Source organism: Pseudomonas sp. 2848 (assembly GCF_003253945.1).
In the GTDB taxonomy this organism is placed as follows: domain Bacteria; phylum Pseudomonadota; class Gammaproteobacteria; order Pseudomonadales; family Pseudomonadaceae; genus Aquipseudomonas.
Window position 1 is genome coordinate 21,201 of the sequence record NZ_QKZD01000001.1, and the last position, 26,500, is coordinate 47,700.

Here is a 26,500-nt window from a genome sequence, read left to right on the forward strand (position 1 = left end):
TGCGCCACCTGCCTGGATGTTCAGGCAGGTGGCGCGGGTGGCTGGTTTTTTCGCGGGCAAAGAAAAAGGGCTTATCTTTCGATAAGCCCTTTTAAAAGGTGGTGGCTACACAGGGACTTGAACCCCGGACCCCAGCATTATGAATGCTATGCTCTAACCAACTGAGCTATGTAGCCAACTTGGCGCGCATTATTAGCTCGAATCGCGATCCTGTCAACAACGTTTTCAAAAAAATTTTCCAACCTTTCAAACGCTTAGCCGGGAAGGGCGCCTCAGCGCACGATCAGCCAGTGGCCGAGCAGGCTGTGCAGGCGCAATTGCTGATCGGCGGCCAGGCGCTCGAGGCTCTGCGCCGGGTGGTCGAGGTCGAAGTCACCGCTGACCCGCTGATAGGCTGCTTGCTCGTTCATCATCCAGACACGCTGGCCACGGTAATCGGCCAGGCGCTCCAGCACTTCGCTCAACGGCAGGTTCCTGGCCTTCAATTGGCCGTTGCGCCAGGCATCGGCCAATTTGGCATCGATCTTTTCGACCGGATTGATACGGCTTTCGCTGAACGTCACCCGTTCACCGGCATTCACCAGGCGCTGGTCGCCACCCTGCAGGACCGCGGCCTTGCCGCTGAGCACCACCAGTTCGTCGTACTCGGCATGGCGGGCGATCTGCAGGCGAGTGCCGAACACCTGGATCCGGGTGTCATCGACCTGCACCTCCATGGCCCGGCCATCGAGCATCACCTCCAGGTAGACCTGGCCCTGCACCAGATGCAACTGGCGCGTGCGGCCACGCAGGTCGACATTCATCGCGCTGGCGCTGTCCAGGTGCAGGGTCGAGCCGTCGGCCAGGCGCACGCTGCGGCGTTCGCCGCTGTCGGTGTGCAATTCGCTGCCCAGGCGCTGCATCAGCGGCCAGTAAAGCCAGGCGAGTGCCGCCACCAGCATCAGGAACAGCAGCGCCAGGCACAGCCCGGCACGGCTGCGGCGCACCTTGGCGACCCGTGGTCGTGGCCGGGCTGCCGGCACCTGCAACTGCTGCCAGTAAGCTTCGAGCTGGGCATACGCCCTGGCGTTGAGCGGGTCCTGGCACCAGTTGGCGAACGCCTGGCGCAGGGCCTCGTCACAGCCGGGTTGGCGCAGGCGCGAGAACCAGTCCAGGGCTTCCTGCTCGGGGTCGGGTGTGGGCTGCAAGGCGGGCATCGGGCTCATGGGATCGGTCTGCTCGCAGAGGGCGGGCGGTTTCGCCCAGCGTTCACAGGGAAGAGGAGAAAGGATGCTAAATATATTGAGAATTATTTACAAGTACGTGTCGGATGGAAGGCTCGCGCAAATAAAAAGGTAGCTTCGTATCTATTTGTTTCACGATAATCGGATCCCAACCCGCAGACGGACATCCAGCCCATGGCCATCAGCAGCACACCGACTTCCAGCGCGAGTAGCCCGGCAAACCCGGCCACGCCGCTGGTGATGAGCATCATTGGTTTCTGCGCCCTGGCGCACCTGATCAACGACCTGATCCAGGCCGTGCTGCCGGCGATCTACCCGATGCTCAAGGCCAACTACAACCTGAGCTTCGCCCAGATCGGCCTGATCACCCTGACCTTCCAGATCACTGCCTCGTTATTGCAGCCGTGGGTGGGCTTCTTCACCGACAAGCGGCCCACGCCGAACCTGTTGCCGTTGGGCACCCTGTGCACCCTGGTGGGGATCGTGATGCTGGCCTTCGTTGGCAGCTTCCCGATGATCCTGCTGGCCTCGGCGCTGGTGGGCATCGGCTCCTCGACCTTCCACCCGGAGACCTCGCGCATTGCCCGGCTGGCCTCGGGCGGGCGCTTCGGCCTGGCCCAGTCGAGCTTCCAGGTCGGCGGCAACGCAGGCTCCGCCCTTGGCCCATTGTTGGCGGCGGCAATCGTCATTCCCTTCGGGCAGACCCACGTGGCCTGGTTCGGCGTGGCCGGGCTGTTCTTCTTTGCCGTGACCCTGATGCTGCGCCGCTGGTACAAGGAGCACCTGAACCAGGCCAAGGCGCGCAAGGCGGTGCAGGCCACCCACGGCATCTCGCGCCAGCGGGTGATCATGGCCTTGGTGGTGCTGGGCCTGCTGGTGTTTTCCAAGTACTTCTACATGGCCAGCTTCACCAGCTACTTCACCTTCTACCTGATCGAGAAGTTCCAGCTGTCGGTGGCCAGTTCGCAGCTGCATCTGTTCCTGTTCCTCGGCGCGGTGGCGGCGGGCACCTTCTTTGGCGGGCCCATCGGCGACCGCATCGGGCGCAAGGCGGTGATCTGGTTCTCGATCCTGGGTGTGGCACCGTTCACCCTGGCGCTGCCCTATGCCGACCTGTTCTGGACCACCGTGCTCAGCGTGGTGATCGGCTTCGTCCTGGCTTCGGCGTTCTCGGCCATCGTGGTGTATGCCCAGGAGCTGGTGCCGGGCAATGTGGGGATGATCGCCGGGATCTTCTTCGGGCTGATGTTCGGGTTTGGCGGGATCGGCGCGGCGCTGCTGGGGTATGTGGCCGACCTGCGTGGGATCGAGTATGTGTACGGGGTTTGCTCGTTCCTGCCGTTGTTTGGATTGTTGGCGGTGTTTTTGCCGTCTACTGGCAAGTAATGACGGGTTTGGACTCAGATAGGCCTCTCTATGGAGAGGCCTAATGTTTTTCAGATTTCACTTCTGATGTTGCTTAAGGTTTCTCGGGGCTGGCTGTCTTGTAACTCGTCAAGGCGTGTAATGGTTGCTGTAATTTTTTCTTTTAAAGGTGAGATCTTTTTTATTAAGTAGTTGGAGTATTTTGCATTATCTTTGGGCGTATTAGATTTCGCCGCTATTTTAAGCGATTCTAGTTTGCTTTCACGATTTTTTAGCTTTGCTTCCCTCTTGTCCAGCTTTTGGATGAGCTGCTTGTCTTTTCTTGTGATGCCTACATAATCTTCCCAGTCCGGGTAGTAATGTAATGTGCTGTTCTCGGCTATGGTTTTGCTCGCAACAGTATCATTGAATGATATTCTGGTTGTCTTCCCTCTACTGACGTCGTAGTTTTTAGGTGTTGGCCTTAGTATTCCTTTAGGGGGTGGGGCTGGTGAGTGACCTGAGGAATCAAGTAAGTTAATGGGGTCTCCTAAGCAGTAGGCATAGCTGTTGATTCCACCATCGTCAAAAGGGCTGACACTGTCGGGAGATCCGAATCGCATAATTTTGGAGTGGTACGCCCGATAGCCATCGCCGAGTAAGTAGTAGTCTAATAGATCGCGGGGCTCCGCATTGAACCCAAGTAGCGATAGCATTCGGTTGCTGGCTTGATCATATCCAAATGCGCAATATTTTAGTCGGTGGATCGCCTGAGTGTTCTGCAGCAAAATTGGCGAACCTTGCACATCAGTGCCCAGTAAAACTTTTCGTGCAGTGTTGATTAGCATGGCAGCGGCCTGAGAGAGCTTATGAGAGCTTGAATTTGGGATGTCTGTTGTGGGTTGGCAACTGTCAAAAATATCAGGTGGTTGTTTCAAGCCTGCGCAATGGTGGGGCTTCAAACCGACCCTTTGCTGCTTGATCATTGGCTTAAGAGCCGCTGCTGTGATGAGCAGATTGACGCCTCTAGGCTCCCTGGCCTAGAGTGCCGCCTCCTCAATTCCTGCGTAGCCGATGCAATGCGCCGTACCCGTAGCCTCCGTCCACACCGCCAGCCTGTCGCCCCGACAGCGCGCCGCGCGTGGCCGAGTGACACGGTGCTCAAGCGTCGACGCAGCGTGCTGTTCGCCTTCACCTTCTCGCCACACCTTGCCCTGAACTGATCCGCGTCCCTGCGTAGCGCGCCTTCCCGGCGTGACGGCGGGCGTCTGCATTCGAACATCTTTCAGCGGATTTTCCAGTCGGCCAGGGCCAGAGCCCCTGTGCGCCGGCTTGCAAGGAGTGGTACATGAACATGCGTTTGCTGGCGGGCCTGTTGTTCGCCGTGTCGGTGGTCGGTTTCAGCCTCGGGGCGAGCCTGCCGCTGGTGTCGTTGCGCCTGCACGAGGCGGGGGCGGGGACGATGGAGATCGGCATTATCTCGGCGATCCCGGCGGCGGGCATGATGCTTTCGGCGTTCATGGTCGATGCCTGCTGCAAGTACCTGACCCGCCGCGTCATCTACCTGCTCAGCTTCAGCCTGTGCACCCTGAGCATCGCCTTGCTCGAGTGGGCCTTCGACTCGATGCTGTGGTTGGCGCTGCTGCGCCTTGGGCTGGGCATCGGCATGGGCATCGCGATCATCCTTGGCGAGTCGTGGGTCAACGAGCTGTGCCCGGAGCACAACCGCGGCAAGATCATGGCACTGTACGCCACCAGCTTCACCGGCTTCCAGGTACTTGGCCCAGCGTTGCTGGCGCTGCTGGGCGCCAATAGCCCATGGCTGACCGGCGTGGTCACCCTCTGTTATGGCCTGGCCTTGCTGTGCATCCTGTTCACCGTGCCCAACGATCATGTCGCGCATGAGGAAGACGCCAAGAGCTTCGGCCTGGCCGGTTTCTTCCGTGTGGCCCCGGCCTTGTGCGTGGCGGTGCTGTTCTTCTCGTTCTTCGATGCCGTGGTGCTGTCGCTGTTGCCGGTGTACGCCACCAGCCATGGTTTCGCCGTGGGCGTGGCGGCGCTGATGGTGACCGTGGTGTTCGCCGGCGACATGCTCTTCCAGCTGCCGCTGGGCTGGCTCGCCGACCGGGTCGAGCGCACCGGGCTGCACCTGGTATGCGGGTTGGTGGCAATGATTATCGGCATCGCCTTGCCCTGGCTGCTGCAGATGACCTGGCTGCTGTGGCCGCTGCTGGTGGTGCTCGGCGCGGTGGCGGGGGGCATCTATACCTTGGCGCTGGTACTGATCGGGCAGCGCTTCAAAGGCCAGGACCTGGTCACGGCGAACGCCAGCGTCGGCTTGCTGTGGGGCGTCGGCAGCCTGGTCGGGCCACTGGTCAGCGGCGCGGCGATGGACGTGGCGCCCCATGGCCTGCCCATGGCGTTGGCGCTGATGGCGGGGCTGTTCGTGTGCTTCGCCCGCCAGGCCTATCGCCGGGCGGGCAAGCTTCAGGCGGTGGCGGACTGACCCCAGCCATCGCGCGGTAGCTCAGAACGTTCCGCGCAAGGTCACCGACACATTGCGCGGGTCGCCCCAGTAGTACCCGGTCGGCGTCGGCGCCACCTGGCGGTAGTACTTCTTGTCGAACAGGTTGTTGGCGTTCAACTGCAACGAATAGTTGTCGTTGAAGCGGTAGTTCACCATCGCGTTGTACACCGCATACCCCGACTGCGAAGCTTCGGCTGTGCCGCTGCGGTTGTAGATGGCGCTCTGCGCCTGCACGCCGCCGCCCACGGTCCAGGCCTGCAGCTCGCCCGGCAGGCGATAGCTGGTGAACAGACGCAGCATGCGCTTGGGGTCGGTGGTGCGGATCGGGTTGCCGTTGTTGCCGGTGGTGTCCTTGAGGTATTCGGTGGTGTTGTAGGTGTAGCCGCCGGTCATGTTCCAGCCTGGCAGCACTTCGCCGGAAATCTCCAGCTCGAAGCCCTGGCTGCGGTTCTTGCCCGCGGCGACCTTGCAATAGCCACTGGTGTAGTTGGGCAGGCACGGGTTCGGCCCGCTGAGGTCGTCCAGTGCGTTGCCGACCTGATAGATGCGGAAGAACGCCAGCGAGGTGTTCAGCCGGCCCTCGTAGAACTCGCCCTTGATCCCGGTCTCGTAGGCTTCGCCGGTGACCGGCTCGAGCACGGAGCCTGCGGCATCGGTGTTGGTCTGCGGGTTGAAGATCTCGGTGTAGCTGGCGTAGGTGCTGAAGTTGTCGTTGAGGTCGTAGATCAGCGCGGCGTAGGGCACGATCTCGTTGTCGACGCTGAACTTGCCGTTGGCCTTGGTGTTGTTTTCCTGCTCATAGTCGTACCAGTTGGCGCGGGCGCCGATGATCGCGGTGAGCGGATCGGCCAGGGAGATGCGCCAGGTGGCGTAGGCGCCTTCCTGGGTGGTGCGGGTGCGTACCGGGTGGGCGGTGATGTCGATGCTCGGGTTGGCCAGGCTGGTCTTCGGGTCCCAGGTGCGGATGTCGAACACGCCCGACTGCACATTGTTGGTGGCCGAGGCATAGGAGTCGTTGCGGATGCGCTCGACGCCCAGCATCAGCTCGTGGCTGCGGCCGAGCAGGTCGAACGGGCCGTTGAGGGTGGCGCTGAGGTTGTTCTGCAGGCTCTCGCCGCCATCGCCTTCGGTGACCTGGTAGCTCATCAGGTAAGGGTTGCGGGTCGGGTTGGCGGTGCCGGTGGCACGGCTGAAGTAGGTCTGCTTGAAACCGTTGTCGTCCAGCTCGAAGTGGGTGCGCTGGGCCATCAGCTTGAGCGTCCAGTCGTTGTCGAAACGGTGCTCGAGCTCGGCGAAGGTCTGCAGGTTGCTGCGGTTCCAGCGGTTCCAGTCGGCGCCCAGGTAGGTGCTGCGGCCGAAAGGCAGTGGCGAGCCGTCGTAGTCGGCCGGCAGGTTGCCCCAGGCGCCGGTGGCGTCGAGTTGGGTCCACTCGACGCCAGTGGTCAGGGTGGTGCTGTCGTCGAGATCGAAGGCCATGACCCCGTACAGCACATCCTTGCGCTCCTGGCGCGATTGCTGGAAGTGGTCCTTCTCGTCATGCACCGCGATCACCCGGCCACGCACGTTGCCGGTCTCGGTCAACGGCCCGGAAAGGTCGGCGACGTAGCGCTGGGCGTCCCAGGTGCCGAGGGTGACGCTGCCTTCGCCCTGGAACTCATAGGTGGGGCGCTTGCGCACCAGGTTGACGGTGCCGGAGGGGTTGCCGGCGCCGCGCAGCATGCCGGTGGCGCCGCGCAACACCTCGGCGCGGTCGAGGATCGCCGAATCGCTCTGGATGAACGAACCACCGCCGCTGCTCTGCACCACGGTGGCGCCGTCGTACTGGATGGCGTCGATCTGGTAGCCGCGTGAGTAGTACTGCACCCGCTCGCTGTCGGTCAGGTTGACCACCACGCCAGGGGTCTGCTCGAGCAGGTTGGTGAGGTTGGTGATGTTCTGGTCGTCGATGCGCTGGCGGGTGACCACGGTCACCGATTGCGGGGTGTGGCGGATGCTCTGCGGCGTCTTGCCGATGGTCACCGCACCGGTGGTGTAGGAGCCGCTGTGCTCGGTGGTCTCGCCCAGGCGGTTGCTGGAGATGCTGGTGGCGCCCAGTTGCAGGGCATCGCCCACCTCCAGGGCGGGTATCAGCAGGAAGCTCTTCTCGCTTTCCTGCTGGACTTGCACATCGCTGCCCTGCAGCAGGATCTGCAATGCCTGCGCACTGTCATGCCGGCCCTGCACGCCTTGAGTGGCCTTGCCCTGCAGGCTGTCGGCGTCGAACGACAGGTTCAGCCCGCCCTGACGCGCCAGCTGGTCCAGCGCGGCAGCCAACGGGCCGGCCGGGATGTTCCAGTCGCGCTGCTGGCTCTGGCTGGCGGGCGCGGCGATGGCGACTGTCGGCAGCACGCCGGCGCAGGCCATGCCCAGGCCGAGGGCGGCAGCGTGGATGGCATGGCGCAGGGTGGCATTGCGAGGGGAACACGGGTGAATCATGAAGCGCTCCTGAAGGTTGTCAGACCACTGTTCGGGCTTGTTTTCCTTCAGGCCGGACGAGAATGAGATTCCACCTCATTTATTTTCATCAATTGTTCAGGCGGCGCCGATGCTCACCCAATAGCGTGTGCGGTAGTCGATGCGCACCGGCAGGCTGCGGGCGACCAGCAGCAGGACCTGGTCGGTGTCGGCCAACTGGTAGGTGCCGGAAACCTTCAGCCCGGCCAGCTCCGGCGCGCAGCGCAACACGCCGGGGCGGTAGCGCGACAGCTCGTCGATGAACTCGCCCAGGGGCATCTGCTGCACGCTCAGTACGCCGTCGGTCCAGCCCCAGGGGTCGCCATGCAAGGTGGCGGGCCGGTAGTCGCCTTGGGCGAACACCTGCAGCACCTCGCCAGGCTTGACCGAATGCGCGGCGCTGGAGGCGGGGAACAACGTCACCTCGCCGCGGCGCACGGCCACCAGCAAGCCCTGGGCGTTCTCGCGCAGCAGCAGCTGGCCGCCCTGGGTACCGAGGGTGCCAACCGGGGTGTCGATGCTGAACGGGCGGTTGTCGTTGACGTTGCTGTCCAGGCTGATTTCGCCACGCAGCAGGGTCAGCCGGCGTTGGTCGGCGCTGTAGCGCAGGTCGATGGCACTGGCGGTGTTCAGGCGGATCAGGCTGCCGTCGCTGCCGAGCAGTTCACGGCGCTCGCCGGTGGCGGTGCGGCTGTCGGCCATCCAGGCCGACAGGCCCAGCGGTTCACGCGCCGCCCAGCCAGCGGCGCCGCCAAGCGCCAATACCGACAGCAGCTTGAGATGGTCGCGCCGGCTCATGCGTCGGCGCTCGGTACCGGCAAGGGTCTGCCGACTCAGCTCGGCTGGCAGGCTGGCCAGTTCGTCACCGAGGCTGCTGACCCGCTGCCAGGCCTGGGCATGCTGCGGGTGGCTGGCCAGCCAGCGCTGGAACTGCTGTTCGGTACGTGGGCCGGGGCTGTCGTAGCGCAGTTTGACCAGCCATTCGATGGCCTGGTCGACCTGGGCTTGGGTCGGTGTCTGGTCAGGCGTCGGCATAGCGCATCCGGTAGCAGACGCCCAGGGCCTTGGCCAGGTCGCGTTCCACGGTGGCCCGGGAAACGTCCAGGCGCTGGGCGATCTGTGCCAGGCTGAGGCCGTCGAGCTGGGCCAGCAGGAAGGCCTGCCGGGCCCGGGGCTTGAGGCGTTGCAGGGCAAGGTCGAGGCGTTCGAGGGTATCGAGGATCAACAGGCGTTGCTCCTCGCTGGGCGCCTCTTGTTCAGGCAGGTTGGCCAGGCTTTCCAGGTAGGCCTTTTCCAGGGCGCGACGGCGGAACTGGTCGATCATCAGGCCACGGGCGATGCTGCTCAAGTAGGCGCGTGGCTCTTTGAGTGGCGAGGCCTGACGCGCCTTGAGCAGGCGTACGAAGGTGTCCTGGGCCAGGTCGGCGGCGTTCTCCCGGCAACCCACCCGGGCGCCGAGCCAGCCGCGCAGCCAGCGATGATGGGCCTGATAGAGCAGATCGACCTCAGCCGGTTTCAGCGTGTCTTCGATCTGCATTGTCTGGAAAGCCTGCCCGGATAATGTGATTGTTAATAGTTCTCAATTCTATGCGCGGCGCTATTGGCGGATCAATGGTATGCCAGCGATTAGATGCGCAAGATTGAGCGTTTCACCGATGAATGGTTGGGCTAGGCTCGGAGATCGTATCCATGCGAACGCCAACGATGATCCTTGCAGACCTTTCCCCGCAGTCCTTTGACGATGCCGCTGCCTGGCTGGCCGGGCAGGATGCGGACTGGGCGCGGCATATTGCCGCCGTGGGACCCTGCTTGCATCGGGCTACCCCCGGTCGTGAGCCCTACGAGGCGCTGGTGCGGGCCATTGCCTACCAGCAGTTGCATGCGCGGGCGGCCGAGGCGATCCTCGGGCGATTGCTGGCGCTGTTCCCGGAAGGTGCGTTTCCCTCGCCCAAACAGTTGCTGGCGGTGACGCCGGAGGCGATGCGCGCCTGTGGGCTATCCGCGAGCAAGATCGCCACGGTTCACGGGATTGCCCAGGCGCGTGTGGAGGGTGTGGTGCCCAGCCGGGAAGAGGCGCTGCATATGTCGGATGCCGCACTGGTCGAGCGTCTGGTGGCGCTGCACGGAGTCGGGCGCTGGACGGTGGAAATGCTGCTGATCTATAGCCTGGAGCGATCGGATATCCTGCCGGTGGACGACTTTGGCGTGCGCGAGGGGTATCGGCGCATGAAGGGGCTGCACAAGGCGCCGACGCCCGCGCAGATGCGGGTTTTGGGCGGGGCGTGGAGCCCGTACCGGACCGTGGCGGCCTGGTACCTGTGGCGGGCTTGAAGTGTCATCCGCCTGCACGGCCCTATCGCGGGTCCGTTGAGATAACGCAAGATTCGGAGTGTTCACTGTCGGCCAAGCCGCCAAGCTCAGCGCATCGAACCAAGGAGAGGCGCCATGAACCACGCCCCGACCACCTACACCACCGACGCTGAACGCTGGCACGCCGTGCAGTCCCGCGACACCGCCGCGACCGGCCATTTCGTCTATGCCGTGCGCACCACCGGCGTCTACTGCCAGCCCGCCTGCAAGTCGCGCCTGGCCAAGCGCGAGAATGTCGAGTTCTTTGCCGACCCCGGCCAGGCCGAGGCAGCTGGCTACCGCGCCTGCAAACGCTGCAAGGCCGCGCAGGGCAGTCGGCGCACCGACCTGGTAGCCCGCGCCTGCCGCCTGATCGAGGCCAGTGAAACCGCGCCCAACCTCGACCAGCTCGGCAGCGAGCTGAACGTCAGCCCGTTCCATCTGCATCGGCTGTTCAAGGCCGAGACCGGCCTGACCCCCAAGGCCTACGCCTCGGCCTTTCGCGCCCAGCGTCTACGCGAGCGCCTGGATGCCGCCGACAGCGTCACCGAGGCCATCTACGACGCGGGTTACAACTCCAACAGCCGCTTCTACGAGAGCGCCGCCGAACGGCTGGGCATGCGCCCGAGGGAGTACCGTGCCGGCGGCCAGGGTGCCACCATCCACTTTGCCGTGGCCCAGTGCTCGCTGGGGGCGATCCTGGTCGCCCAGAGCGAGCGGGGCATTTGCGCGATCCTGCTGGGTGACGAGCCCGAGCCCTTGCTCAAGGACCTGCAGGACAAGTTCCCCAAGGCCCGGCTGATCGGCGGCGATGACACTTTCGAGCGGCTGGTGGCCGAGGTGATCGGCTTTGTCGAGGCGCCGGCGCTGGGCCTGGCATTGCCTCTGGATGTGCAGGGCACGGCGTTCCAGGAGCGGGTCTGGCAAGCGCTGCGCGAGGTGCCGCCCGGGACCACGGTCAGCTACACCGACATCGCCGAGCGCATCGGCGCGCCCAAGGCGGTGCGGGCGGTGGCACAGGCCTGCGCGGCCAACGCGATCGCCGTGGCGATTCCTTGCCACCGGGTGGTGCGCCGTGACGGCGACCTCAGTGGCTACCGCTGGGGTATCGAGCGCAAGCGCCAACTGCTGGACCGAGAGACGGCACTCTCCTGAGCGCGCGGACCGAGTAGAATTCACGCCCTGTCGAGTTGCGTAGAGGAACATTCGATGAGGCGTGTCAGCCTTGACCGATTCTATGCGGGGATTTTCGCCCTGCTGTTGTGCCTGGCCGTCCCGGCCTGGGCTGCCCCGGCCACGCCGGCATCGCGCCTGGCCGTGGCCGAGCAGCAGGTGCTGGACGAGAACGCCAGCCTGGAGGAGTTGAGCGAACGACTCGACCAGATCCGCCAGGGCGTCACCAGCAATGCCAACGACGACCTGCTCGCGCAGTTGCGTCAGTCGGCCCTGCAGGTGCAGCGCCAGGCCGATGTGCTGGCCACCCAGCGCACCGCCGACGTGCAGCGCCTGGACGACCAGCTCAACGTGCTCGGCCCGCCCATGGCCGAGGAGGCCGAGAGCCTGACCCGCCAGCGCAAGCAGCTCACTGACGAAAAGAACAAGGTGGTCGCCGAGCAGAAGGACGCCACCACGCTGACCCAGTCGGCCCGTGACCTGTCCACGCAGATCGTCAACCTGCGCCGCAGCCTGTTCAACTCGCAGATCACCAGCCGCGCCGCCAGCCCGTTGAGCCCGGCGTTCTGGTCGAGCCTGATCCGCCCCACCGATGATGACGTGGCGCGCCTGCGCGACCTGCGCGGCGAGGTGTCGGACGCCATGGCCAGCGCCTTCAGCGCCGAACACCGCTGGTTGTTCATCACCGCGCTGGTGGCGGCGGTGCTGGTCTGGACCCTGGTGCGGCGGCTGCTGGAGCGCCTGCTGGCCGATGCGATGATCCGCTGGCTGCCCGAAGGCCGTCTGCGCCGCAGCGCCCTGGCCCTGAGCGTCAGCCTGGCTACGCTGGGCACTATCTCCGGCTCTGTGTCGTTGCTGCGCTGGGGCCTGGAGAGCAGCGCGGAGCTTGGCACCGACCTGGCCAGCCTGACTAACCATATTCTTGCGCTGGTGATCTTCAGTGCCTTCATCTCGGGTCTGGGCCGCGCCATGCTGATGCTGCAGCGCCCGTCCTGGCGCCTGCCGCCGATCGCCGACGAGGTGGCCAGCGCCCTGGGCTGGTTCCCCAAAGTGCTGGCCCTGGCGCTGATGGTGCTGCTAACCCAGGAACGCATCAACAGCGTGATCGGCACCAGCCTGGCGCTGACCCTGGCCACCAATGGCCTGACCGCGCTGGTGGTGTCGCTGCTGTTCGTCGTGGCCCTGCTGCGCTATCGCCGTGCCCATCGCTTGCACGACCTTGAGCGTCCCAAGGGCCTGGCCGGGTTGATCCCGTTCGTGATCGTGGTCTGGGTGGCGGCTATCCTGCTGACCCTGCTCGCCGGCTACCTGACGCTGGCCTACTTCCTCACCGCCAAGCTGCTGTGGGTCAGCGTGGTGGTGACCTGCGCCTACCTGCTGGTGACCGTGTTCGGCGACCTGTGCGAAACCTTGCTGTCGCCGCGTCAGCCAGGTGGCCTGGCGCTGGCCTCGGCGCTGGGCCTGCAGCAACGCCACCAGGCCCAGGCCAGCACGGTGCTGGCGGGCATCGGCCGCACACTGCTGCTGTTTGCCGCCGCGTTGCTGATATTCATGCCATCGGGCACCAGCCCGGGCGAGCTGCTGCTGAGCCTGGCGGACTGGGACGGCACCGGTGGCAAGGTGCTGGGCAACTTGAACATCGTGCCCCAGGACATCTTCCTGGCCGTGGCGATCTTCCTCGGTGGCTGGTTCGCCATTCGCGTGGTCAAGCGCTGGCTGAGCGAACGCCTGCTGCCGGAAACCGACATGGACGCCGGCATGCGCGCCTCGCTGGTGACCTTGGTGGGCTACCTGGGCTTCCTGTTCCTGGCCATGCTGGTGATGTCCACCCTGCACATCAACCTGACCAGCCTGACCTGGGTAGTCAGTGCGCTGTCGGTGGGTATCGGTTTCGGCTTGCAACAGATCGTGCAGAACTTCATCTCCGGCCTGATCCTGCTCACCGAGCGCCCGGTGAAAGTGGGAGACTGGGTGAGCCTGGCCGGTGTCGAGGGTGATATTCGCCGGATCAACGTGCGCGCCACGGAGATCCAGATGTCCGACCGCTCGACGGTGATCGTGCCCAATTCGCAGTTCATTTCGCAGAACGTGCGCAACGTGACCATGGCCAATGCCCTGGGGGTGGTGGGCATCACCCTGACGCTGCCGCTGGAGACCGACCCTGCGAAAGTGCGCGAGGTGCTGTTGGCGGCGTACAAGGAGCACGAGTCGATCCTCGACGCGCCGGCCACTTCGGTGACCTTCAAGGACCTGACCAGCAGTGGCATGGTGATCGGCGTGAGCGGTTACGTGGCGTCGCCTCGGCAGGTGTCGAACACGCGCAGCGACCTGCTGTTCACCATCCTCGGGCGCTTGCGCGAGGAAGGCATCGCCCTGTCATCGCCGGCGAGCATGGTGCTGGTGCAGGAGAACGGGCGCCAGGCCGACGAATCGGCATAAGGCCAATCGCGAGGCCAGTCGCATCGGCGCACCGATGCGACTGGCCTCGCGATGCTCTCCGGCAAAACGCTGCCGTTAAATCTGCTATGCCCACCTGACTCGAAGCTGCCTGCGGGCCTTTCAGAAAACGCTGACGTGTAGTTTTGGGCGTGAATGTGCAAGGTAGTGACCATCGTCAGGGAGCGGCCGTTCGTAACGCAAATTACCTGCCAGCTATACATTTGCGTTACAGAGGAGTAGCCTTTTGCAAGTCGACATCCTCCGTCGATTTCAACGCCCAGGTGTTATGGGCAGGGGAGTCACCAATGAGTGATTTGCACACCCGGGACCGCACCAAGGCGGTACCTCTGAACATGAGAGTGGCCGAGCATCGGCGTGACCTGATAGATGCAGCCGTGGAAGTGGTGGGTGGCGACAGGACCAGTTTTGTTCTTGATGCTGCCTGCAAGCGGGCCGAGGAAGTCCTGATGGAGCGCCGGCTTTTTCTGCTAGATGAAGAGGCGTTCGACCGCTTCGCCCAGGCACTGGAAGATGATCCCATCAGGAGCAATGAATGCGTGAGGAAACTGCTGGCAAGACCAAAGCGCTGGAGCTGACGGCGCCACGCAAGCTCGAGGCATTTCACCTGTTGGATCAGTTCGAAAGCGGAGAGGCATCTATCGACGCCTACTTGCGCAACCAAGCCTTGAAGGCACAACTCGCGAAACATGCCGTGGTCTATGTCACCTGTTTCAAAGGTACATCGCTCGTTGCAGGCTACTACACGCTGTCAAATGGATCTGTCGCTCGTGCTCACGGAGCAACGGCCGGCCTGCGACGCAATGCTCCAAGCGATTTGCCAATAGTGCTCCTGGGACGAATGGGGGTGACTCGGCAGGCGGCAGGGCAGGGGGTGGCCACCGACTTGTTGCAGGATGCGATCGAAAGAGCACTCTTCGCTTCTGAGTCGGTCGGCTGCCTGGCGATGGTTGTTCACCCGCTGAATGAGCGTCTTGAGCAGTTCTATGCGACGAAGGCCGGGTTTAAGAGCTGCCCTGATCTGTCGCCCAAGACCATGATGCTTGCGCTACGCTAGCCATTTCTCGAATCTACATTTTTGCAAGGTAGTCGCCGGAGACTGAACACTTCCAGCGAGAAGCAAAAGCCCATGCCGTTCGAGCCGACAAGGGCTTGCGTCGCATGGTGATCAGCCCAGACACCGCGTCACATGCTTCACCGACTGATACCCCGAAAGCCCCCAAGGCCCGAGCTCACGCCCGATCCCGCTGCCCTTGGTCCCGCCCCACGAGGTTTCGACGAACACCGCCTGCACAGAGTTGATCCACACATGCCCCACCTCCAGCGCATCGGCCACGCGCTCGGCGCGCTCCAGGTCGGCGGAGCACACGGTGGCGACCAACCCGAAGCGGCTGTCGTTGGCTTGGGCGATGGCCTCGGCCTCGCTGCCGAAGCGCCGCGCGCACAGCACCGGGCCGAAGATTTCTTCGCCCCAAAGGCGACTGCTTACCGGTACATCCACATACAACGTCGGGCTGACGAACCAGCCGTCGCGGTCCAGCGCGGTGCCGCCGGCCAGGCACTTGAGGCCTTCTTCGCGGGCGGTGGCGAAATAGCCGGCGACCTTGAGCCACTGCGCCTGGCTGGTCAGCGGCCCCATGTCCACTTCTTCAGATAGCGGGTTGCCCACGCGCAACGCCGCCAGCGTCGCCTGCAAGCGCGGCAGCAGGGCATCGGCGATGCCGTCCTGCACCAGCAGGCGCGAGGTGGCCGAGCACATCTGCCCGGCGTTCCAGGTGATGCCGGCGACGATCCACTCCACCGCCTGGTCGACATCGCAATCGTCGAACACCACGATGGCCGACTTGCCGCCCAGCTCCAGCGTTACCGGCCGGCACTGGACCGCGGCGGCGCGCATCACCTGGCTGCCGACGCCGTTACTGCCGGTGAATGACAGCTTGTCCAGGCCGTTGTGGCCGCTCAGCGCAGCGCCGGTCTCGGCCTTGCCGCCCACGATATTCAGCACGCCGGCCGGCAGGCCAAGCACCTCGGCGATCTGGCCGTAGACCTGCTCGATCAGCGGGGTGATTTCGGAGGGCTTGAGCACCACGGTGCAGCCGGCCGCGAGGGCCGGGGCGAGCTTCCAGGCGCTGGTCACCAGCGGGAAGTTCCACGGCACGATCAGGCCGACCACGCCCACCGGCTCAAGGCGAGTGCGGGCGGTGAAGCCCGGCGCGGCCAGGGGGACGTCGCGGCTTTTCGCCGGTAACTGCTCGGCCAGGTTGGCGTAGTAGGCGAAGGTGGCGATGGCGTCGTCGAGGTCGATCTCGGCCTCGTGGCGCGGCTTGCCGTTGTTGCGCATCTGCAGGGCGATCAATTCGTCGCGGCGCTGGCCCAGCTGTTCGGCGAAGCCGCGCAGGTAGTTGGCACGCTCGGTGGCGCTGACCGTCTTCCAGGCCGCCAGGGCCCGGCGCGCGGCGGCAACGGCTTGGTCGACCTGGGCGCTGCTGGCGGCCATCAGTTCGGCGAACGCCTGGCCGTCGGACGGGTTGTGGACAACGATACAGTCGCTGCCCTGGCCTTCGACCCAGCGGCCGTCGATGTAGTGAGGAGTGGTCATGGTCGGATTCCAGTCAGGCTATTTCGGCAGTGGTCACGGGCTTTACCGGCGTGCTTTTGCAACGCACCCAGCGCGGGCCCAGGGGGCCATACACGCCAGCAGGTTCGGGGAACAGGTTGAGCAGGATCAGGTACAGCACGGCGGCGATGCCGAGGGTCACCGGCAGGCTCAGGTCGATGCCGCCGGCGAGCTCGCCCAGCGGGCCGACGAACTGCCCGGGCAGGTTGACGAAGCACAGGCCAACCACCGCGCTGGGGATCCACGCGCCCATGCCGCGCCAGTTCCAGCCGTGGTCGAACCAGTAGTGACCGCCTTGCTGGCCACGGGTGAACACTTGCAGGTCGTCGGCATGGTAGAAGCCGCGGCGGGTGATCAGGCCGAGGATCATGATCACCATCCACGGGCTGGTGCAGGTGATGATCAGCACGGCGAATGTCGACACGCTCTGCACCAGGTTGAAGGTGAAGCGGCCGACGAAGATGAAGCCGATGGCCAGCACGCCGATCAACAAGGTAGCGGCGGCGCGGCTGAGCAGGCGCGGGAACACGCTGGACATGTCCAGGCCGGTGCCGTACAGCGCCGTGGTGCCGGTGGACATACCGCCGATCACCGCGATCAGGCACACCGGCAGGAAGAACCAGCCCGGCGAGATCGCCAGCAGGCCGCCGACGTAGTTGTTGGCGGCGATGTAGTCCGGTGCCTGGCTGGCCACCAGGGTGGCGGTGCACAGGCCGAACAGGAACGGGATCAGCGTGGCGGCCTGGGCGAGGATCACCGCAAGCATGATGCGCGACTTGGGCGTTTGCCGCGGGATGTAGCGCGACCAGTCGCCGAGGAAGGCGCCGAACGACACCGGGTTGCTCATGGCCAGGATCGCCGCGCCGACGAACGCCGCCCAGAAACCGGCCTGGCCGAGGTTGACGCTGCCGGCGTAGCCCGCATCGAAGGGCCCGGCGAAAGCGAAGATGCCCAGCAGGAACAGCAGGCTCGAGGCCCACACCGCAATCTTGTTGACCCACAGCATGAAGCGGAAGCCAAAGATGCACACCACCAGCACCAGTATCGCGAACAGGCCATAGGCCAGGCCGAGGGTCAGGTCGGTTTCCGGCAGGCCGACCAGGCGCTTGGCGCCGCCGACCAGGGCATCGCCGGAGCTCCATACCGACAGCGAGAAGAACGCGACGGCGGTCAGCAGTGACAGGAACGAGCCGACGATACGCCCGTGCACGCCGAAGTGCGCGCCGGACGACACCGCGTTGTTGGTGCCGTTGAGCGCGCCGAACAGGCCCATCGGCGCGAGGATCAGCGCGCCCACGCCGACGCCGAGCAGGATCGCCCAGACCCCGGCCTGGAACGACAGCCCGAACAGCACCGGGAAGCTGCCCAGCACGGCGGTGGCGAAGGTATTGGCGCCGCCGAAGATCAGGCGGAACAGGTCCAGCGGGGCGGCGTCGCGTTGATCGTCGGGGATCTGTTCGACGCCATTGGTCTCGATACCGGTCGAGTGGCTCATGGTGATGCTCCAGCGCGAATGTTGTCGGCCGTCGGGCGGCCTTGTTGTGGGTGCGATGGCAGTGCGGCAGGGCCGCTTGAAAGGGGATCAGGCCGGCGAGACGACCGACAGGTGCTCGTGACAGGCCAGCCAGCGGTCGCCGTGCAGGCGCAAGACGATGGTTTCGCGCTCGTTCAGGTCGAGGGTCTCGCCGGCGACGCGCAGGCGCGTGGCCACGTCGTGCATGAAGATCGCCACGTCGCCCTGCAGGCTCACCTGGGCATTGCTCGACTCACAGCCGAGCACGGCGAAACCGTCCGCCTGCCAGCTGGCCCAGAGATCTTCATAGGCACGGCGCGACAGCAGCGGTTGCGGCAAGGTGTGGAAGAGGAAGGTGGCGTCTTCGCTGAAGCAGGCGAAGTAGCGGGCGGTGTCGTTGCTGGCGAAGGCGGCGACGAGGTCGGCGGCGGCCTGCCGTACCTGGAGTGTCTGGTCCACGGGAGTGGCCTCACGGTTTATTGTGATTGTTGGTGAAGCGATTCTGGTGGGGGCAGGCGGGGGGAAAAATCGCTGTGGACAAATAATCAGTTCAGGAAATCGTGAACCAATGGGCTGACCGACCAAGTAACCGACCAAGTTATCGACCAAGCGCTGCTGAAAATCGCCGATCCATCGGATCGGTGATTGCGCGCTGGCATTTCATCATCGTTCTCCCAGCGCAACTCTGAGGGTTCACCCATGGGCCTACCGGGCCGCATCTCTCCTCTCTACCGTTAGCCCTGCCGCCCGCCTGGCCACAGGCCGCACGGGCATTTGCCACGGCCCGCCGACTGACGGTCGCTTCGTTCAGCCTGCGTTGCCTACTCTCATAGTCCCCACTGTGGATGTGTGGGGCGCGGCCCGACCGCAGCGGCCAGGATGGCCTGTTCTCACACCAAGAGGAGAGAACGATGAGCAATTTCTCGCAAGCCGCCAACTTCGAAGGCCAGATCCCACGCATCGACCCCGACAACGTCGCGATGCTGCTGATCGACCACCAGAGTGGCCTGTTCCAGACGGTCAAGGACATGCCCATGACCGAGCTGCGGGCCAACGCCATCACCCTGGCCAAGGTCGCCAGCCTGGCGAAGATCCCGGTCATCACCACCGCCTCGGTACCCCAGGGCCCCAACGGCCCGTTGATCCCGGAAATCCACGAGGCTGCGCCACATGCGCAATACGTGGCCCGCAAAGGTGAGATCAACGCCTGGGACAACCCCGAGTTCGTCGCTGCGGTGAAGGCCACCGGGCGCAAGCAACTGATCATCGCCGGCACCATCACCAGCGTCTGCATGGCTTTTCCCAGCATCAGCGCGGTGGCCGCCGGCTACCAGGTGTTCGCGGTCATCGACGCGTCAGGCACCTACTCCAAGATGGCACAGGAAGTGACCCTGGCGCGGGTGGTCCAGGCCGGCGTGGTGCCAATGGACACCGCCGCCGTCTGCTCCGAGGTGCAGCGCACCTGGAACCGTCCGGATGCCGCGCAGTGGGCCGAGGCCTACAGCGCGGTGTTCCCGCACTATCAACTGCTGATCGAGAGCTACGCCAAGGCCCAGGCCGTCGTCACCGGCCATGAGCAACTGGATTCGCAACGCAACTGAACCTGGCCGTTTCCCATCCAAGCAAGGAGATCCACCATGGCATTCCAATACAAGCGTCTGGACAAGAACAACGCCGCGGTACTGCTGGTCGATCACCAGACCGGGCTGCTGTCGCTGGTGCGCGACATCGACCCGGACCGGTTCAAGAACAACGTGCTGGCGCTGGCCGACCTGGCCAAGTACTTCAAGCTGCCGACCATCCTCACCACCAGCTTCGAGACCGGCCCCAACGGCCCGCTGGTGCCCGAGCTCAAGGAGCAGTTCCCCGAGGCGCCCTACGTCGCCCGCCCCGGCAACATCAACGCCTGGGACAACGAGGACTTCGTCAAGGCGGTGAAGGCCACCGGCAAGAAGCAGCTGATCATCGCCGGCGTGGTCACCGAGGTGTGCGTGGCCTTCCCGGCGCTATCGGCGCTGGAGGAGGGCTTCGAGGTGTTCGTGGTCACCGACGCTTCCGGCACCTTCAACGAACTGACCCGCGACTCGGCCTGGCGCCGCATGGAAGCCGCCGGCGCCCAGCTGATGACCTGGTTCGGCGTGGCCTGCGAGCTGCACCGTGACTGGCGCAACGACATTGAAGGGCTGGGCACGCTGTTCTCCAACCACATTCCCGACTACCGCAACCTGATGACCAGCTACAGCAAGCTGGCCAAGTGACCGCCAGCCCGGGCCCCGTTGCCGGGGCCCGGGCCTGGTGACGCCCTCGGCCCCTGTGACGATCCCTGGAGAATGGCGGATGATGCAGCGGTGAGCCGTGGACGGGTGTTGCCGATGTTCGACCTGAACGACCTTTATCTCTATGCCAAGGTGGTGGAGCACGGCGGCTTCGCGCCCGCCGGGCGCATCCTTGGCCTGCCCAAGTCACGCCTCAGCCGGCGCGTGGCCAAGCTCGAGGAGCGCCTGGGCGTGCGCCTGATCCAGCGCTCCACGCGGCAGTTCCAGGTGACCGAGGTAGGCCTGGAGTATTACCGCCATTGCCTGGGCATGCTCGAGCAGGCCGTCGCCGCCGAGGATGCCGTCGAGCGCAACCGCGCCGAGCCCCGTGGCATCGTGCGCCTGGCCAGCAGCACCGCGCTGCTCGATTCGCGCCTGGCGCCGATGCTGGCGCGCTTCATGGCGCAATGCCCGGTGGTCGAGCTGTTGGTCAAGAGCTACAACCGCCGGGTGGATGTGATCGGCGAGGGCTTTGACCTGGTGCTGAGCGTGCAGCACCAGCCACTGGAAAGCAGCGAGCTGGTGATGCGTCGCCTGGCCCCGAGCCGTCAGTGCCTGGTGGCTGCGCCGGGCCTGCTGGCCGAACACGGGCGGCCCTTGTCGCCGGAAGGGCTCCAGCTTCTGCCGAGCCTGAACTGGGGCGCCAATGTGCAGGACGCCACCTGGATGCTGATCGGGCCTGCGGGCGCCGAGGCTGCCGTGCGCCATCGCCCCCGTGTGGTGTCGGACGACCTCGCGGTACTGCGCGAGGCTGCCCTGGCCGGCGTGGGCGCGGTGCTGCTGCCCGAGGAGGCGGTGCGCGCCGACCTGGCTGACGGGCGGCTGGTGCATGTTCTCGACGACTGGGCGCCACGGGAAGGGGAGGTGGTGGCGCTGTTCCCTTCCCGGCGCGGGTTGATGCCCGCGGTGCGCAAGCTGATCGACTACCTGGCCGACGCCTTCGAGCAGGAGCAGCAGGCCGCTACGCCGGTTCGCGCTCGCTGAAGCCCGGCTCGGCAGGAGGGCGGGCCGACCAGAATGCCAGGCCCGCCGCCAACGCGGTCAGCGCGGCGCCGGCCCAGGGAGTGGCCGCCAGCGTCGCCCCGGTGATCACCACGCCGCCGATGGCCGAACCCAGCCCGACGCCCAGGTGCATGGCCGACATGTTCAGGCTCATGCCGGCTGGGAAGGTGTCCGGGCCACGGGTCGCCAGGTAGCTCTGCACCACCGGTGAGGTGGTCCAGCTCAGCCCGCCCCAGAGCATCATGGTCGCCAGGAACAACCATGGCGTGCCCACGCTCAAGGGTAGTACCAGCAAGCTGGCGAGATAGAGCAGCGGCGCCAGCGCGATGGAGCGGCCTGCGCCGAGCCGGTCCGCCATCCAGCCGCCGACATAGCCGCCCGAAACACCGGCGATGCCGAAGGCGGCGAACATTGCCGCCAGCCATTGCAGCGGAATGTCGGCGACCTGGTGGGCATAGGGGGCAAGGTAGGCGAAGACCGTGAAGTGCCCGGCAATCATCAGCAACGACACGCCCTGGGCTGCCATCAGGCGACTGTCGCGCAGATGCCGGATGTAGCTGCGCAGGGCGATGCGTTCGCTGCTCTGCAACTGCGGCAACCCTTGCCAGGCCATCAGCAGCACTGCCATTGCCAGCACGCTCAGCCCGGTGAAGACGCCACGCCAGCCCAGCACGTCGCACAGCAGCATTCCGGCCGGCACCCCCAGCACCAGCGAGCTGCAGATGCCCATGAAGATCACCCCGATGGCGCGGCCACGCAGGGCCTCGGGCACCATGCGCGTGGCCATCAGGGTGCAAGTCAGGCAGGTCAGGGCGCTGGTCGTGGCCATGCCTATGCGCGCCACCAGCAACGCGGTATAGCCAGGCGCCAGGGCTGCTGCCAGGTTGCACAGGGCAAAGATCGCCAGGGTGGCGCACAGCAGGCGGCGCAAGGGCAGGCGTGTGGTCAGCAGGGGAGAAAAGGGCGCGGCGAGGGCGAAGCTCAGGGAGAACACCGTGGTCAGCTGCCCGGCGATACCGAGCGGGACTTGCAGGCCATCGGCCAGGGCCGGCAGGATGCCGACCGTGATGTTTTCTGCCATGCCCGTGACGAATGTCGCCAGGGCCAGCAGCCAGATACGCGGGCTCATTGTGTTGCCTCCGATAAACAGGCCGGCCAAGGTCCGGACCCATTTGTCCCGACGGTTGACCGGCAAAGGTCAGGTCCATCGGGTTTCGAGGCAGTGCTTCGGTTATCCCGGTTCAAGCAAGGGGGAGTGTAGGGCCGCTGGGGTACACGCGCAACCTGAGCAGGGGCGCGCTTGTTCATCACTTCAGCTCGGCTTCGATGAACACCACTTCGTGGTCGCTGGCATTGACCACGTTGTGCTCCACACCGGCCTTGCGAAAGTAGCTCTGGCCCGCCACCAGAGGGGCGAGCTTCTCGCCTTCCGGGGTCTCCAGCAACAACGTGCCATCGGTCATCGGCACCACCACGTAGTCATGGCCGTGCAGGTGCCGGCCAGTCTCGGCACCTGGGGCGAAGCGCCATTCGGTGACGATCACTTCTTCGGTGTTCACCTGAACGGTGGGTACGGCTTTGGGGCGTTGGGGCTTCTGCGTCATGGGGTAGGCCTGCTCACGGAAAAGCGTCCAGCCTGGACCGCTTGCTCGGTGGTTTAAATCCAAGTCTGCTGGCAGTCAGTCGTGTGAACGCTCAACTTTTTCCGCCCCAAACGCAACGCGGGGCCAGCCCGCTCCCCCAAGGCTCAAGGTTGAGCGTGGGGGAGCGGGCTGGCCCCGCGATACGAAACGCCCTGAAAACTACAGCGTGATCGGCTTCAACTTGAGCCCCATGGCCTGGGCCTGCACTGCCGCGCCGCTGAAGGCCGCCGCATTGCTGGGTGGTGGCGTGGGGCCGTGCACATGCGCGGCCAGTTCGGTGTTCATCGCCTGGACCAGCTCGAGCAGGTCGCAGAGCACCTGCAGCACATTCACCGCCTCCGAGCCCAGCCAGGTCTTTGGCGCCTGCAGGCGCTGGCTGAGTTTCACCACGCTGTCGCGCAGGCCCTCGATGCGTTCCTGGACGTCGCCGCCGATCGCCGCGTTGAGTTTCTGCCCAACCGCCAGGTTCAGGTCGCGCCCGGTGGCCTGGTGCAGGTCGTCGAGGGCGGCCAGGCTGGCGGAGCCGCCGGACAGCAGCTTGAGCGCGCCCAGAGCCTCGATCTTCTTCACCCCGCCCACGGTCTCGGTCGAGTGGTCGTCCACCGTGCGGGCATGGCTCTGGAACTGCTCGGTATTGGCCAGTGCCTCGACCTCGCGCTCGATCGCCTTGTCGCGGATCCGGCCATCGGTCTGGCGCAGCCAGTTGCCATCGGCGTCGGCGCGCTGCTGGCAGGCCTCACTGTGTTGCCATACCAGATCACCCTTCGGCACCCTGGGCAGGCTGAGCCCATGGGGCAGGATCTGCTGGATGAACGGTTTGTGGGGCAGGCCGTAGGCAAACGACACCACCACGGTGGTGCCTTCTTCGGGGAAACCGAACATGCCGCGCTCCTGGCCGCCCATGGGCGCCGGCAGCGGCAGGCTGGTGAACACCGGCAGCACCGGGTCGGGCTCGCCATCTGGTAGCAGCACCTGGACATCGACACCGAAGCGCGGGCGGAAGTCGTCGCACAGCCCGGACGTCGCTGGCGCATCGGGGACCGCGACCACGCGGCCGAAGCGCGGTAGGTGGTAGCCGCCGGTGATCTCGGGGAACTGGCGCGCTACGGCGCGGCGGATTGCGTCTTCCATCGGATGGCCATCTGGTTGCCGGCGAGCGCGACATGGGTCACGCGCTCGCCGTGGTTGATCGGTGCGCCTGGACGCAGCCCTGGCAGGGCGGCAATCGTGGCGCTCTGGTTGCCCTGGTAGTTGTCGAACAGCTCCGTGGGCAGCTGCAGCGCGGGGCGGGCGCCGAAGTAGCTGTCGGCCCAGCTGCCCACGTACACCTCGCCATTGCCCTGCTGCTGCCAGATGAAGTCGGGGATGTCGAACACCTGGGCCAGGCTCTCCATGGCCTGGAAGCCGGCGGCCAAGCTGTAGAAGAACGGTGCGCGCACCGATGCGTAGGGCCGCTCGGGCACGCGAAAGCGCAGGCCGGTCTGCTGGCCGACCTGGTCGAGCACGCCGTGCAGGTCGACATGGCGCAGGTTCATCGGCAGCGGCCTGGCCAGGATCGCCGCCAGCTCGCGGCAGAACAGCACCTGCTGCTTGGCGTTGGCGGTGGTGCAGCGTTCGACATAGCCGATGAAATGCCGCTGCGGCGTGCTGTCGTTGTAGCCGATGTCGAGGGTGACCAGGCCCTTGAGGGGCGCCCCGGCCTGGACGATGAAGGTCGCCCGCCCCGGGTTGCGCAGCTCCAGACGCACGTCCGCCCTGATCAGGCTATAGCGCTCGCCTGCCACGCTGAGTACCTGATGCAGTTTCATGGTTTCTCCCCCAGCCAGTCGTCCACTTTCTTCAACAGTTTTTCGAAACTGGTCAGCTCCGGATCCTTGTCATCCTCGTCATCTTCCGCCCCTGCCGCGGCGCCGGGTGCGGCCTGTGCCTTGACGCGCTTTTTGGCGCGGCGCTTCTCGACCTTTTCCGGGTTGGAGGTCTTCTCGGCCAGGCCGAACTGCACCCGCCAGCAGGCCAGCGCATCGTCCTCCCGGACGTTGACGTTGTCGGCGAAGCACACCTGGCGGATGCCGAAGGCCTCGGCCGTGTCGTTGACGATGCGGTAGGTCTTGAGCTGGCCGCCACTCTGGGTGGCTTCGGCCAGGCGCATCAGGTTGCGCAGCCAGACGCTGTTGACGTAGGGGATGGTCAGGGTGACGGTGAGGGTCTTGGGTTTGAAGCCTTTGTGCGCGGTGTCGGTGTTGCTGGTCTGGCCGGACAGGTCCTCGGCTTCGATGCGCAGGTTGCCGGTGACTTTCAGGGTCTTGCCTTCGACGGGCTGGCCGTCCAACAGTAGCAGTGTCATAAACCCACCATTTCACGAACGAAGCTCAGGCCTTTTGCCGAGCCGACCAGGATCACGCCAGCGCTCATCACCCACTCATGCCCCGGGGCATCGCCTTCGAGCAGCATGCGCCGCAGTTGTGTGTTGTTGCCCGGGCCGAGCAGGCGGGCGCGTACCAAGCTGTCGGCCTGGCCGCCCTCCAGCAGTTGGCGCAGGTCGGCCAGGCGCTGGTCGCGGACCTGCTGCTGGTTGGCCTTGCGCGCCGCCAGCCCGGCGAGGTCGCTCATGGGCGAGCTGTCGGCGGCGTAGCTTTCCAGCACCGCGATCTGCCCGGCGATCGATTGCTGCGCGGCCTTGAGCACCGTGCAACGTTCCAGGGGCAAGGCCTCCCAGCGCGGCAGGGCGGTGGCCTGGGGAATCTGCCATTTCTCGGTTTCGAGCCGGGTCAGGTGCTCGGCGCGGCGTTGTGCGCGCACCAGCTCGGGGATCGGCATCAGGGCGTTGAAGCGGCCCAGGCCGGCGGCCAGCTGATCGTGGCGAGTACCCAGGAACAGCAGGCATAGCGCATGCTGCTCACCCTGGGGGCTACCGTCGTCGGTGGCGTCGGTCAGTTTGTTGGCCAGCTGTTGCAGAAGGTTCGGCGCAGACAGGAAGCGCTGGTAGCCACGCCCCTGGCCGATACCGCTCTGGAACGGCGTCACCACCAGGCACCTGGGCACTTCGCCCAATTGCTCGGCCAGCGCTTGGCGCCCGGCCGCGATCGCACCCTTGGCCGCAGCGCCCACCGGGCCGGGGTTGGTGCTGGCCAGTCCCTGCAGGCCGCTCAGGCGCTGGATGGTACTGGCCAGCTCGTTACCGGCCAGGGTCTTGGCGGCGTCGAGTTGGCCCATCCAACGGGTCGCCTCGGTAGGCCAGCGCAGGGTCATGAGGGACCAGCTCATGGCTGCAGACTCTCCCACGTAACAACTTGCATAGCGTTCATTTCACCGTTGCTCAGGGCCTGTGCCAGTTGCTGCTTAAGCACGTTGGACCGCTGCAGTAGCTCGAGTTTGTACGTGGTGAAGTCATCGCTGACCTGACGCAATTGTTTGGCTGTGTGTAGTCTCAGCTCCTTGACGCCTTGCTTGTCTCGGCAGCCGTAGCGACTGTCGAAGCCCTGAAGAATCACCCCAGTGAGGTTCAGTTGGTCGTCCAACTTGCTGGGATACTGATGAGGCTCTCCAAGGGCGCTGGACCAAAAGCCTGCGATGATTGTGGCTTCGCAGGCAGAGTTGATCTCGGTTACTTTTTGTCGATACAGGTTATCCAGTAGCTCTGGCTCTGGTGGCCCTGATGCCGGACGTGCTACCGGTCTGTTGATACTTGGGTCGAAAATGATGTGCAGGCCTTGCGACTGTTTCTCCAGGAGACTGAGATAGTCGGTATGGCTGATCTTTACTGAATCGGCAGGGATCTTGGGATGCAGACCTTGCACCAGGAAAGTATGAAGCGACGGGCAGTAGTAGAAGTTGCTCATTAGGG

Annotated in this window: 25 protein-coding genes and 1 tRNA gene; 10 read left to right on the top strand and 16 right to left on the bottom strand. The window is 65.0% G+C overall.

Annotation, left to right across the window (positions count from 1 at the left end; translation table 11 throughout):
* Positions 1-99: 99 nt before the first annotated feature.
* Both DFS21_RS00110 and DFS21_RS00115 read right to left on the bottom strand, forming a co-directional pair.
* A tRNA-Met gene (locus DFS21_RS00110) sits at positions 100-176 on the bottom strand.
* Between the two features lie 96 nt (positions 177-272).
* Entirely contained in the window at positions 273-1,196 is a 924-nt protein-coding gene (locus tag DFS21_RS00115; protein ID WP_111531650.1) for a FecR domain-containing protein, read from the bottom strand.
* Between the two features lie 201 nt (positions 1,197-1,397).
* Here DFS21_RS00115 and DFS21_RS00120 point away from each other — a divergent pair, with 201 nt between their 5' ends.
* Entirely contained in the window at positions 1,398-2,609 is a 1,212-nt protein-coding gene (locus DFS21_RS00120) for an MFS transporter (protein WP_111531651.1), read from the top strand.
* Between the two features lie 50 nt (positions 2,610-2,659).
* On the opposite strand, the gene DFS21_RS00125 is transcribed toward DFS21_RS00120, so the two are convergent.
* A complete protein-coding gene (locus DFS21_RS00125; protein WP_111531652.1) occupies positions 2,660-3,553 on the bottom strand; it encodes an RHS repeat-associated core domain-containing protein in 894 nt (297 codons plus the stop codon).
* Between the two features lie 362 nt (positions 3,554-3,915).
* Between DFS21_RS00125 and DFS21_RS00130 the strand changes: the two genes are divergently transcribed.
* Positions 3,916-5,073 carry an MFS transporter gene (locus DFS21_RS00130; protein WP_111531653.1) on the top strand — a complete coding sequence of 386 codons (1,158 nt, stop codon included), beginning with the start codon at positions 3,916-3,918 and terminating at the stop codon, positions 5,071-5,073.
* 21 nt (positions 5,074-5,094) lie between these two features.
* Here the strand turns inward: DFS21_RS00130 and DFS21_RS00135 are convergent, their stop codons facing one another.
* The 3 genes from DFS21_RS00135 to DFS21_RS00145 form a co-directional block, all read right to left on the bottom strand.
* On the bottom strand, positions 5,095-7,569 hold the full coding sequence (locus DFS21_RS00135; protein ID WP_111531654.1) for a TonB-dependent receptor: 2,475 nt from the start codon (positions 7,567-7,569) through the stop codon (positions 5,095-5,097).
* 96 nt (positions 7,570-7,665) lie between these two features.
* A complete protein-coding gene (locus tag DFS21_RS00140) occupies positions 7,666-8,622 on the bottom strand; it encodes a FecR domain-containing protein (RefSeq protein ID WP_111531655.1) in 957 nt (318 codons plus the stop codon).
* A complete protein-coding gene (locus DFS21_RS00145) occupies positions 8,609-9,124 on the bottom strand; it encodes a sigma-70 family RNA polymerase sigma factor (protein WP_046857166.1) in 516 nt (171 codons plus the stop codon). Before DFS21_RS00145 ends, DFS21_RS00140 begins: the two co-directional genes overlap by 14 nt.
* 167 nt (positions 9,125-9,291) lie before the next feature.
* Between DFS21_RS00145 and DFS21_RS00150 the strand changes: the two genes are divergently transcribed.
* From DFS21_RS00150 to DFS21_RS00170, 5 genes are all read left to right on the top strand, one after another.
* Positions 9,292-9,918, top strand: coding sequence for a DNA-3-methyladenine glycosylase (locus DFS21_RS00150; protein ID WP_110703103.1), 627 nt, complete (start codon positions 9,292-9,294; stop codon positions 9,916-9,918).
* A 114-nt stretch (positions 9,919-10,032) separates the two neighbouring features.
* Complete coding sequence (ada, locus tag DFS21_RS00155) at positions 10,033-11,091, top strand: bifunctional DNA-binding transcriptional regulator/O6-methylguanine-DNA methyltransferase Ada (protein ID WP_110702544.1); 1,059 nt, start codon at positions 10,033-10,035, stop codon at positions 11,089-11,091.
* Positions 11,092-11,145: 54 nt separating this feature from the next.
* Entirely contained in the window at positions 11,146-13,548 is a 2,403-nt protein-coding gene (locus DFS21_RS00160; RefSeq protein WP_111531656.1) for a DUF3772 domain-containing protein, read from the top strand.
* 305 nt (positions 13,549-13,853) lie between these two features.
* Entirely contained in the window at positions 13,854-14,144 is a 291-nt protein-coding gene (locus DFS21_RS00165; RefSeq protein ID WP_110702548.1) for a DUF1778 domain-containing protein, read from the top strand.
* A complete protein-coding gene (locus tag DFS21_RS00170; protein WP_111531657.1) occupies positions 14,102-14,623 on the top strand; it encodes a GNAT family N-acetyltransferase in 522 nt (173 codons plus the stop codon). Before DFS21_RS00165 ends, DFS21_RS00170 begins: the two co-directional genes overlap by 43 nt.
* A gap of 111 nt (positions 14,624-14,734) precedes the next feature.
* Here DFS21_RS00170 and DFS21_RS00175 read toward each other — a convergent pair whose 3' ends face one another.
* The 3 genes from DFS21_RS00175 to DFS21_RS00185 form a co-directional block, all read right to left on the bottom strand.
* Positions 14,735-16,165 carry an aldehyde dehydrogenase family protein gene (locus DFS21_RS00175; protein ID WP_111531658.1) on the bottom strand — a complete coding sequence of 477 codons (1,431 nt, stop codon included), beginning with the start codon at positions 16,163-16,165 and terminating at the stop codon, positions 14,735-14,737.
* 13 nt (positions 16,166-16,178) lie between these two features.
* Positions 16,179-17,678 carry a cytosine permease gene (locus DFS21_RS00180; RefSeq protein ID WP_110702985.1) on the bottom strand — a complete coding sequence of 500 codons (1,500 nt, stop codon included), beginning with the start codon at positions 17,676-17,678 and terminating at the stop codon, positions 16,179-16,181.
* Positions 17,679-17,765: 87 nt separating this feature from the next.
* Entirely contained in the window at positions 17,766-18,155 is a 390-nt protein-coding gene (locus DFS21_RS00185) for a nuclear transport factor 2 family protein (RefSeq protein ID WP_102683841.1), read from the bottom strand.
* A gap of 452 nt (positions 18,156-18,607) precedes the next feature.
* Between DFS21_RS00185 and DFS21_RS00190 the strand changes: the two genes are divergently transcribed.
* The 3 genes from DFS21_RS00190 to DFS21_RS00200 all read left to right on the top strand — a co-directional run bounded on the left by DFS21_RS00190 (position 18,608) and on the right by DFS21_RS00200 (position 20,995).
* The gene (locus DFS21_RS00190; protein WP_111531659.1) at positions 18,608-19,297 is read left to right on the top strand and encodes a hydrolase; all 690 of its coding nucleotides are present in this window, start codon (positions 18,608-18,610) and stop codon (positions 19,295-19,297) included.
* A gap of 36 nt (positions 19,298-19,333) precedes the next feature.
* The gene (ycaC, locus tag DFS21_RS00195) at positions 19,334-19,954 is read left to right on the top strand and encodes an isochorismate family cysteine hydrolase YcaC (protein ID WP_023632674.1); all 621 of its coding nucleotides are present in this window, start codon (positions 19,334-19,336) and stop codon (positions 19,952-19,954) included.
* A gap of 114 nt (positions 19,955-20,068) precedes the next feature.
* Entirely contained in the window at positions 20,069-20,995 is a 927-nt protein-coding gene (locus tag DFS21_RS00200) for a LysR substrate-binding domain-containing protein (protein ID WP_111531660.1), read from the top strand.
* Here the strand turns inward: DFS21_RS00200 and DFS21_RS00205 are convergent.
* From DFS21_RS00205 to DFS21_RS00235, 7 genes are all read right to left on the bottom strand, one after another.
* Positions 20,973-22,142, bottom strand: coding sequence for an MFS transporter (locus DFS21_RS00205; RefSeq protein WP_111531661.1), 1,170 nt, complete (start codon positions 22,140-22,142; stop codon positions 20,973-20,975). The two genes, DFS21_RS00200 and DFS21_RS00205, sit on opposite strands and share 23 nt — an antisense overlap.
* Positions 22,143-22,320: 178 nt before the next feature.
* Positions 22,321-22,617: a cupin domain-containing protein gene (locus DFS21_RS00210; RefSeq protein WP_111531662.1), complete on the bottom strand. Its 297-nt coding sequence runs from the start codon at positions 22,615-22,617 to the stop codon at positions 22,321-22,323.
* A gap of 198 nt (positions 22,618-22,815) precedes the next feature.
* Complete coding sequence (locus DFS21_RS00215; RefSeq protein ID WP_110702999.1) at positions 22,816-23,787, bottom strand: hypothetical protein; 972 nt, start codon at positions 23,785-23,787, stop codon at positions 22,816-22,818.
* A complete protein-coding gene (locus DFS21_RS00220; RefSeq protein ID WP_110703002.1) occupies positions 23,760-24,464 on the bottom strand; it encodes a hypothetical protein in 705 nt (234 codons plus the stop codon). The genes DFS21_RS00215 and DFS21_RS00220 overlap by 28 nt, the downstream gene beginning before the upstream one ends.
* Positions 24,461-25,000 (bottom strand): DNA-binding protein, encoded by a 540-nt coding sequence (locus DFS21_RS00225; RefSeq protein WP_110703005.1) that lies wholly within the window; start codon positions 24,998-25,000, stop codon positions 24,461-24,463. The genes DFS21_RS00220 and DFS21_RS00225 overlap by 4 nt, the downstream gene beginning before the upstream one ends.
* Positions 24,997-25,920, bottom strand: coding sequence for a hypothetical protein (locus DFS21_RS00230; RefSeq protein ID WP_110703009.1), 924 nt, complete (start codon positions 25,918-25,920; stop codon positions 24,997-24,999). Before DFS21_RS00230 ends, DFS21_RS00225 begins: the two co-directional genes overlap by 4 nt.
* On the bottom strand, positions 25,917-26,495 hold the full coding sequence (locus tag DFS21_RS00235) for a hypothetical protein (protein WP_110703011.1): 579 nt from the start codon (positions 26,493-26,495) through the stop codon (positions 25,917-25,919). The genes DFS21_RS00230 and DFS21_RS00235 overlap by 4 nt, the downstream gene beginning before the upstream one ends.
* Between the last annotated feature and the right edge of the window lie 5 nt (positions 26,496-26,500).